Origin of the sequence: Streptomyces viridochromogenes (genome assembly GCF_001270495.1) — a bacterium.
Classification (GTDB): domain Bacteria; phylum Actinomycetota; class Actinomycetes; order Streptomycetales; family Streptomycetaceae; genus Streptomyces; species Streptomyces viridochromogenes_A.
The window spans coordinates 1-7,537 of the sequence record NZ_LGUR01000034.1 but is presented as its reverse complement, the minus strand read 5'-3'; the positions used below and the strand labels follow the sequence as shown (position 1 = coordinate 7,537).

Genomic DNA, 7,537 nt, shown 5'->3' with positions numbered 1-7,537 from the left:
GGATGGGGTCCGGGTGGACGGGCAACCGAGGGCGGCGGATTCCGGAGCGGGCGGACATCCGCGGGCGCCGCGACGGAGCGGTCACCGGCGGGGCAGGGGTCCGCGGGGGTCTGGGGGCCCCGCCGGACCGCCGGGGGCGCCCCCCTGGCGGCCCTGCTCTGCGCGGTCACGGTCGCTTTGCTGGCCGCGCTGTCGGGCGGGCCGCTGGGCCGTGGGGTGCTGGCGGAGTTCGGGCCGGTGTGGTGGCAGGTGGGGGCGGCGACGCTGGCCTGGGTCGTGGTGATGGCCGTTCCCGTGGCGGTGGTGGTGCGGGGGTGGCGGTGCCGGACGGGCCGGGTGCCGCGGGACGCTCGGGTGGGCGGGACGCAGGAGGCCCGGATCGGCAAGCCCCGGGTCGAGGCGGCGGAGTCGGGGGCGAGCGACGGTGCGTCGACGGATTCGAAGACGCGGCACTCGGCCTACGGCGAGGAAGGGCCGTTCACGGCGTTGGCGCAGGACCAGGCCGCTCCGCGGCAGGGAACGGACCAGGATGCCGGGCCCGGGGCGTACGACGAGGACGGGCCCTACGAGGCCGGCGACCAGGACGTTCCGTACGGGGCGTACGACCACGACACGACCTTCGAGCCGGACGACTTCGCGCCCACCGGGCCGAGGGAGCCGGACGACTCCCAGTCCGCCGAGCCGTCACCGCAATCGCCGTCCCCGCACTCGCCCTCGCCCTGGTACGACGATGACTCGCGTGCCGAGCGCTGGGCGGCGATGAAGGAGGCGTCGGACCCACCGGAACCGTCGGGCCTACCGGAACCGCCGGACCTACCGGAACCGCCGGAGTCGCTGGCGGCCCCTGAGACCGCTGAGCCCTCTGACGTCCTTCAGCCGCCGTCATCACAGTGAACCCTCGGGTGCTGAGGTGCTGAGGAACCCCTCAGCTCTCCGCGCCCAGAACCCCCCGCAACTCCTCCGGCAGCAGCTCATTGCACGACTGCTTCGCCTCGTTCGTCAGCGCGTCGCTCGTGCACGTGTAGTAGTCGCTGTAGACCACCTGCGCCGTGAACCCGGCGGCGACCACCGCGATGGCGAGTGACGCCGTGACCAGGCCGCTCACCGCCGCTGTCGTCTGGGGGCGACCGGTGGGCCGGGGGGCGGCCGGGGTGTCCGGGTCGGGGGTGCGGGGCTTGGTGCGCAGGCTGCTGATGCCCCAGTAGAGGGCCAGCGCGCCCAGCAGCAGAGCCACGTACGGCCAGCTGAACAGGGCGAAGAAGAAGGCCCACATGCCGGAGAGCAGGGCGTAGCGAGCGCGGCGCTGGGCGGGGTCGGTGGGGTCCCAGCGCATGCCGGTACCGGGGGCGCCGTTTCCGGGGCCGTCCTGGCCGTCTCGGGGGTGGTCGCCGAAGCCGTCGGGGGAGCGGCCCGGCTGGCGGTCGCTCCACTGGTTGCCCCACGGCGACCGGCCGCCGCCCTGGTCGGATCCCTGTGAGCCGTCCTCGCCCGCCGGGCGCCGCGGCTGCCAGGGGCGGTCCGGCGTGCCCTCCGGGGGCGGGGCGAAGGGGTTGTCGTCCTGGGCGCCACCGCTCTGTTCGTCGCCGGACTTCTTGTCCGAGGGCGCGTCGGGAGGCGAGGCGGGCCGCTCTCGCAGCAGGACGGCGCCACTCTTCCCTCCCTGCGCGGACTGCGGAGGGAGTGTGAGGAGTCGCAGGCTGCGGTCCGACATCAAGTGAGCGTCTTCCCCTTGGTGAACGACATGATGAAACGACGTGGTGAACGACATGGTGAACGACTGATCCGGTATGAGCTGTCGCTTCGTGAACGCACCGCACCACCACCGCGTTCCCGGTCCAGCTCCCCCAGACGCTACCTTCCGGCCACGCCCCCGTCCCGTGGGGGCCGTCGGGAGTGCCGGTATCGTTGCTGACGGTCGGCTGCTTCGTAGACTTCCCCGTATCCCGGGGCGCGATGCATTCGTACGAATATACAAAGCGTCGGCCGCATGAAGAACGCACCCCCGAGAAAGGGCCCCACCGTGGCCGCCAAGCCCGTGGCCGAGCGTGTCAAGCGCCTTGTCGTGCTGGTCTCCGGATCCGGCACCAACCTTCAGGCGCTGCTCGACGAGATCGCCGCAGTCGGCCCCGAGGCGTACGGTGCGGAGGTCGTGGCCGTCGGCGCGGACCGCGAGAACATCGAGGGGCTCGCGCGGGCCGAGCGCGCCGGTCTGCCCACCTTCGTGCGGAAGGTCAAGGACCACGGCAGCCGCGAGGAGTGGGACGCCGCGCTCGCCGACGCGGTGTCCGCCCACGAGCCCGACCTCGTGATCTCCGCCGGGTTCATGAAGATCGTGGGCAAGGAGTTCCTCGCGCGCTTCGGCGGCCGGTTCGTCAACACCCACCCGGCCCTTCTCCCCAGTTTTCCCGGCGCCCACGGCGTCCGCGACGCCCTCGCGTACGGCGCCAGGGTCACCGGCTGCACCGTCCACTTCGTCGACGACGGCGTCGACACCGGACCGATCATCGCCCAGGGCGTGGTGGAGATCCGGGACGAGGACGACGAGAGCGCTCTGCACGAGCGCATCAAGGAAGTCGAGCGAAGGCTGCTCGTCGAGGTCGTGGGGCGGCTCGCCCGCAACGGCTATCGCATTGAGGGACGAAAGGTAGTTATCCAGTGACCGCCGACAGCACTGTCACGGCCGAGAGCACCCAGCGGGCCATCCGTCGCGCGCTCGTCAGTGTCTACGACAAGACGGGCCTCGAAGACCTCGCGCGCGGTCTGCACGAGTCGGGCGTCGAACTCGTCTCCACCGGGTCCACGGCCGCGAAGATCGCCGCCGCCGGTGTCCCGGTCACCAAGGTCGAGGAGCTCACCGGCTTCCCCGAGTGCCTGGACGGCCGCGTCAAGACGCTGCACCCGCGCGTACACGCCGGCATCCTCGCCGACCTGCGGCTGGAGGACCACCAGCGGCAGCTGGCCGAGCTGGGTGTCGAGCCGTTCGACCTGGTCGTGGTCAACCTCTATCCGTTCGAGGCGACCGTCGCCTCCGGTGCCTCGCCCGACGAGTGCGTCGAGCAGATCGACATCGGCGGTCCGTCGATGGTCCGTGCCGCCGCCAAGAACCACCCCTCGGTGGCGGTCGTCACCAGCCCGGCCCGATACTCCGACGTCCTCACCGCGGTCGCCTCCGGCGGGTTCGACCTGGGCGCCCGCAAGAAGCTCGCCGCCGAGGCGTTCCGGCACACCGCCGAGTACGACGTGGCGGTCGCCGCCTGGTTCGCCGCGGACTACGCGGGCGACGGCGCGGAGTTCCCCGAGTTCCTCGGCGTGACGTACCAGCGCAAGCAGGTCCTGCGCTACGGCGAGAACCCGCACCAGCCCGCCGCCCTCTACACCGGTGGCTGCGGCGGCCTGGCCCAGGCCGAGCAGCTGCACGGCAAGGAGATGTCGTACAACAACTACACCGACACGGATGCCGCCCGCCGTGCCGCGTACGACCACGACGAGCCGTGCGTCGCGATCATCAAGCACGCCAACCCCTGCGGCATCGCGATCGGCGCGGACGTCGCCGAGGCGCACCGCAAGGCGCACGCCTGTGACCCGCTGTCCGCGTTCGGCGGCGTGATCGCGGTCAACCGGCCGGTCAGCAAGGAGATGGCGGAGCAGGTCGCCGAGATCTTCACCGAGGTCATCGTCGCCCCGGACTACGAGCCGGGCGCGGTCGACGCCCTCGCGAAGAAGAAGAACATCCGCGTTCTGCGCTGCCCCGAGGCACCCGAGGCGTCCGCGGAGTTCAAGCCGATCGACGGCGGCGGGCTCGCCCAGATCACCGACGCGTTCCAGGCCGAGGGCGACGACCCGGCCAACTGGACGCTGGCCACCGGCGAAGCACTGTCCGCCGGCGAACTCGCCGAGCTGGCCTTCGCCTGGCGGGCCTGCCGGGCCGTCAAGTCCAACGCCATCCTGCTCGCCAAGGACGGCGCCTCGGTGGGCGTGGGCATGGGCCAGGTCAACCGGGTCGACTCCGCGAAGCTGGCCGTCGAGCGGGCCGGCGCCGAGCGTGCGCAGGGTTCGTACGCTGCGTCCGACGCCTTCTTCCCCTTCCCGGACGGTCTGGAGATCCTGACCGAGGCCGGTGTGAAGGCAGTGGTCCAGCCCGGCGGTTCGGTCCGCGACGAGCAGGTCGTCGAGGCGGCGCGGAAGGCCGGCATCACGATGTACTTCACGGGCACGCGGCACTTCTTCCACTGAGCCGCGAACAAGTCGCAGGGCCCGCCGTTCAGCGAACGGCGGGCCCTGCGTCATGTCGACCTGCGCAGCGCACCCCAGGTGTCGGGCCCGACCTCGCCGTCGACAGCCAGCCCCTTGTCGCTCTGGAACAGCCGGACCGCGGACTCCGTGTCCGCGCCGAACTGGCCGTCCACCCCCGACCCGCCGACGCTGTAGCCGCGCTTGGTGAGCATGCACTGCACCTGGACGACGCGCTGCCCCCTGTCGCCCCGGACGGTGAGTTCGGTGCCGGAGTAGGAGGTGCAGTCGGAGAGCCAGGGCGGGGTGGCGGGCGTGGTGGCGGTCTTGGTGGGCGTGGCGGTCGGGGCGGTGCCGCCACTACCGCTGCCGCCGCTCGCGTCGCCGCCGGGCGGGGCGGAGGTCTTGTCGTCGGCGGGAGTGGCCACTGCCCCGCCGCCCGTCCCGCCGGCGGATGCGTCCGGGTCCGCGGACTCCTCGTCCTCCGTGCCCTTGGAGTCGGTGCCCTTCTCCTCCCCCTCCGCCTTCTCCTTGTCGTCGGAGGGCGAGGCGGAGGACGTGGGGAGAGGGGAGGCCGGTGCGTCGTCGGGGGCGGTGCTTTCGGTGGCCGTCGCCGCGGCCGAGGCCGTTTCGTCGACAGACGGGCGGGTGAGGAAGAAGGCGCCCACGGCGACGGCGCACACCGCGAGACCGGCGACGACGCCGAGGTATGCCTTCCGCTTCCCGCGCCCGCCGCCCTCGGGGGCCGGGGCCTGCGCGGAGGTGGTGGGCGCGGTGGCGTACGGCTCGGGTGGTGTGGGTGTTCCGACCACGGGGCCACGGGCAGGGAAGGCCGTGCCCTCCGACGGCGTACGCAACTGGACGGTCTCGTGCCCGGCCTGCCGGCCGGCTTCCTGGACGGCGACACGTTCCAGCACTTCGCAGGCATGCCCTCGGGCCAGCAACCGGCCGTGCAACGGCTCGTGCCAGGAGGCGGCACGGTCGTGACCGTGACCGGCGGCCGTGGCGGCGTCGATGAACTGCCGCGGGGTGGGGCGCCCGGCGGGGTCCTTGGCGAGGCAGGCGGCCAGCAGGGCGGCCAACGCCGGGTCCACGGCGGCGAGTTCGGCCATGATCTCCGACTTGGGCTCCTCGAACGCGACCCGGTGCATCACGTCGACGCCCGTCCCGTCCCCGAACGGGGCGTGCCCGGTGGCGGCGTAGATCAGGCTCCCGGCCAGCGAGAAGACGTCGGAGGCGGTGTCGCAGCGGCCCTCGCGCAGATACTCGGGCGCCATGAAGGCGGGCGTGCCGACCCTGCTCCCGGTCGAGGTGATCGCGCTGCTGTCGGCGGCCTGGGCGATGCCGAAGTCGATGACGTGCGCGCCCTGCGGGGACAGGATCACGTTGGACGGCTTGAGATCCCGGTGTACGACATCGGCGGCGGCCATCGCCGACAGTGCCTGCCCGAGGTCTGCCACCAGCCGCCACACGCCGGCCGGTGCCAGCGTGCCGCAGTCACGGACGGCGTCGGCGAGGTTGAGGCCGGGCACGTACTGCGTGGCCATCCACAGCAGCGTGTCGTCGAACCCGGTGCCGAGCAGCTGTGGCGCTCGCGGGCTGTGGACCCGGGAGTGCAGGGCGGCCTCCCGCTCGAAGCGCCGCCGGAAGCGGGGGTCCTCGGCGTACTCGGGACGGATCACCTTGACGGCGGCGAGGCCGGGGGCGGCGTCGGCGGGGCGGGCCAGATACACCCGGCCCATGCCGCCGCTGCCGAGACGCCCGAGGGGGACATAGGGGCCGATACGCCCGGGATCGGCGGGCTGAAGCGGGGTGGTGCCCGCCTGCTTCAGGGTGGCGTGGTCGAACGCCGGAGCGTCGGACGGCCCGGGCTGTCGATGGTCTGTCATGGATCCCCCGACTGGTTTCCTTCCTCAACGCGCTCTCACGTCACGTGAGTTGGTGCGAGGCTATCGCGGTCGGGGCGGGCGCGTGGGACGGGACGCCCACCGTGGCCGCGCCCTTGGCCACGGTGGGGGCCTACCTCAGCTGCCGCACGATCCCTTGATCCACTGGTGGGAGCGCACCTTGTACGTGCCGGCGAGGTTGCCGCCATTGCCCTGCTTGGTGCAGCCGACGCGGTCCTCGTAGTCCTTCTCGAGGTAGTAGGCGACACCGGACCAGTTGCTGCTCGTACCGTTGTTGAAGATCGACTTCACGACGGTGTCCTTGGACCAGGAGCACTTGATCGCGCCCCCTTGCCAGTCCGGGTCGGCTGCGCTCCACATGCACACCTTCCCGCTGTAGTCCTTGCCCGTGCAGAAGCAGACGTGCTTCTCCGAACAGCCTGAGGGCGCCGCCGCGCTGGCGGTACCGGCCAGAGCGAGAGTGGCGGCGACCGCCGCACCGGCAGGGCAGCGAGAGTTGAGCGTGCCATGCGCATGGGTTCCCCTTCGGAGGGTTGATCAGACGGTGACGATCGTGTTCGCCTGCCGCAGTCTGGGAGCCACGCAGGACGGGGGGAACCTGGAACATTTCAGGTACGCCTCGTCACGCTCTTCTCACGTCCCTCGGCCCGCTCACCACGGCGTCAGGACATCCATCACCGCCGTGAACGACGAGCAGCTGTCGATCAGCTCGTGGGAGCGTGGTGCGTACGTCCCCGCCAGGTTGCCCATGCTGTTCACCGCACTGCACCCGGTGCGTTGTGCCAAGCGGCGGCGGTCCGCGTCCGCGGGGGAGAAGTCGGTTCCCCGGAAGTACGCGACGGCACTCTCCTCATGGGTGTCGTCGATGTTGTTGAAGATCGAGCGCACCGGGGCGTCGGCGGCCCAGTCACAGGTGTCCTCGCCCGACTGCCAGTCCGGGTCGTCGCCCTGCCAGAAGCACAGGTCGCCGTTGCCGTTGTGCTCACTGAAGAAGCAGACGCTGTCCTCCGGGCAGCGGTCATAGCCGTAGACCACCTCGCCGCGGGAGTTGGTGGGGAACGCCAGCTCTCTGGGCAGGGCCGCGTACACCGGTGTTCCGTCGTCCGCGGTCACATGCCGGTAGGCCGAGACCGTCGACGTCGTCGTGGTGAGCAGGACCAACGCGAGCACCGTCGCCAGTACGGGGCGCCGCTGCCAGAAGCGGGGGCGCAGACGGGGCAGACGGGCCGGCGTGGCGACGTCCGCGGCCTTCGTCACGCGCGGCAGCAGCGCCGCCGCGGCGACGCGTTCCGCGTGCGTACGGGCGAGGCAGTCGGTGATGATCTCCCGCCAGTTTTCGGGGAGTTCGGGGGAGAGGCGTAGTTCCTCGGTGCCGCGGGCGTAGCGCGTGGCTGCGTCTG

7 protein-coding genes are annotated in these 7,537 nt (G+C 71.9%); 3 read left to right on the top strand and 4 right to left on the bottom strand.

Translation table 11 applies throughout. From position 1 onward, the window contains the following. Positions 1-894, top strand: an 894-nt coding sequence (locus ADK36_RS05970; RefSeq protein WP_234329688.1) for a DUF6350 family protein, incomplete at its 5' end; no start/stop codon positions are given. 31 nt (positions 895-925) lie between these two features. On the opposite strand, the gene ADK36_RS05965 is transcribed toward ADK36_RS05970, so the two are convergent. Further along, entirely contained in the window at positions 926-1,711 is a 786-nt protein-coding gene (locus tag ADK36_RS05965) for a hypothetical protein (RefSeq protein ID WP_053196613.1), read from the bottom strand. A gap of 309 nt (positions 1,712-2,020) precedes the next feature. Between ADK36_RS05965 and purN the strand changes: the two genes are divergently transcribed. Continuing rightward, on the top strand, positions 2,021-2,659 hold the full coding sequence (gene purN / locus ADK36_RS05960; RefSeq protein ID WP_048587479.1) for a phosphoribosylglycinamide formyltransferase: 639 nt from the start codon (positions 2,021-2,023) through the stop codon (positions 2,657-2,659). Then, complete coding sequence (purH, locus tag ADK36_RS05955; protein ID WP_048587478.1) at positions 2,656-4,233, top strand: bifunctional phosphoribosylaminoimidazolecarboxamide formyltransferase/IMP cyclohydrolase; 1,578 nt, start codon at positions 2,656-2,658, stop codon at positions 4,231-4,233. The genes purN and purH overlap by 4 nt, the downstream gene beginning before the upstream one ends. A 50-nt stretch (positions 4,234-4,283) precedes the next feature. Here purH and ADK36_RS05950 read toward each other — a convergent pair whose 3' ends face one another. The 3 genes from ADK36_RS05950 to ADK36_RS05940 all read right to left on the bottom strand — a co-directional run. Beyond that, positions 4,284-6,119, bottom strand: a complete 1,836-nt coding sequence (locus ADK36_RS05950; protein ID WP_053196611.1) for a serine/threonine-protein kinase — start codon at positions 6,117-6,119, stop codon at positions 4,284-4,286. A gap of 135 nt (positions 6,120-6,254) precedes the next feature. Next, complete coding sequence (locus tag ADK36_RS05945) at positions 6,255-6,590, bottom strand: peptidase inhibitor family I36 protein (protein WP_053196609.1); 336 nt, start codon at positions 6,588-6,590, stop codon at positions 6,255-6,257. Between the two features lie 198 nt (positions 6,591-6,788). Continuing rightward, positions 6,789-7,537 (bottom strand): peptidase inhibitor family I36 protein (locus tag ADK36_RS05940; protein ID WP_199830118.1); only part of this gene is annotated, 749 nt, incomplete at its 5' end.

What these genes read in the sequence shown, in the direction of transcription:
- ADK36_RS05965 (WP_053196613.1), bottom strand. Translation starts at nt 1,711, where the DNA reads ATGTCGGACCGCAGCCTGCGACTCCTCACACTCCCTCCGCAGTCCGCG.
- ADK36_RS05950 (WP_053196611.1), bottom strand. Translation starts at nt 6,119, where the DNA reads ATGACAGACCATCGACAGCCCGGGCCGTCCGACGCTCCGGCGTTCGAC.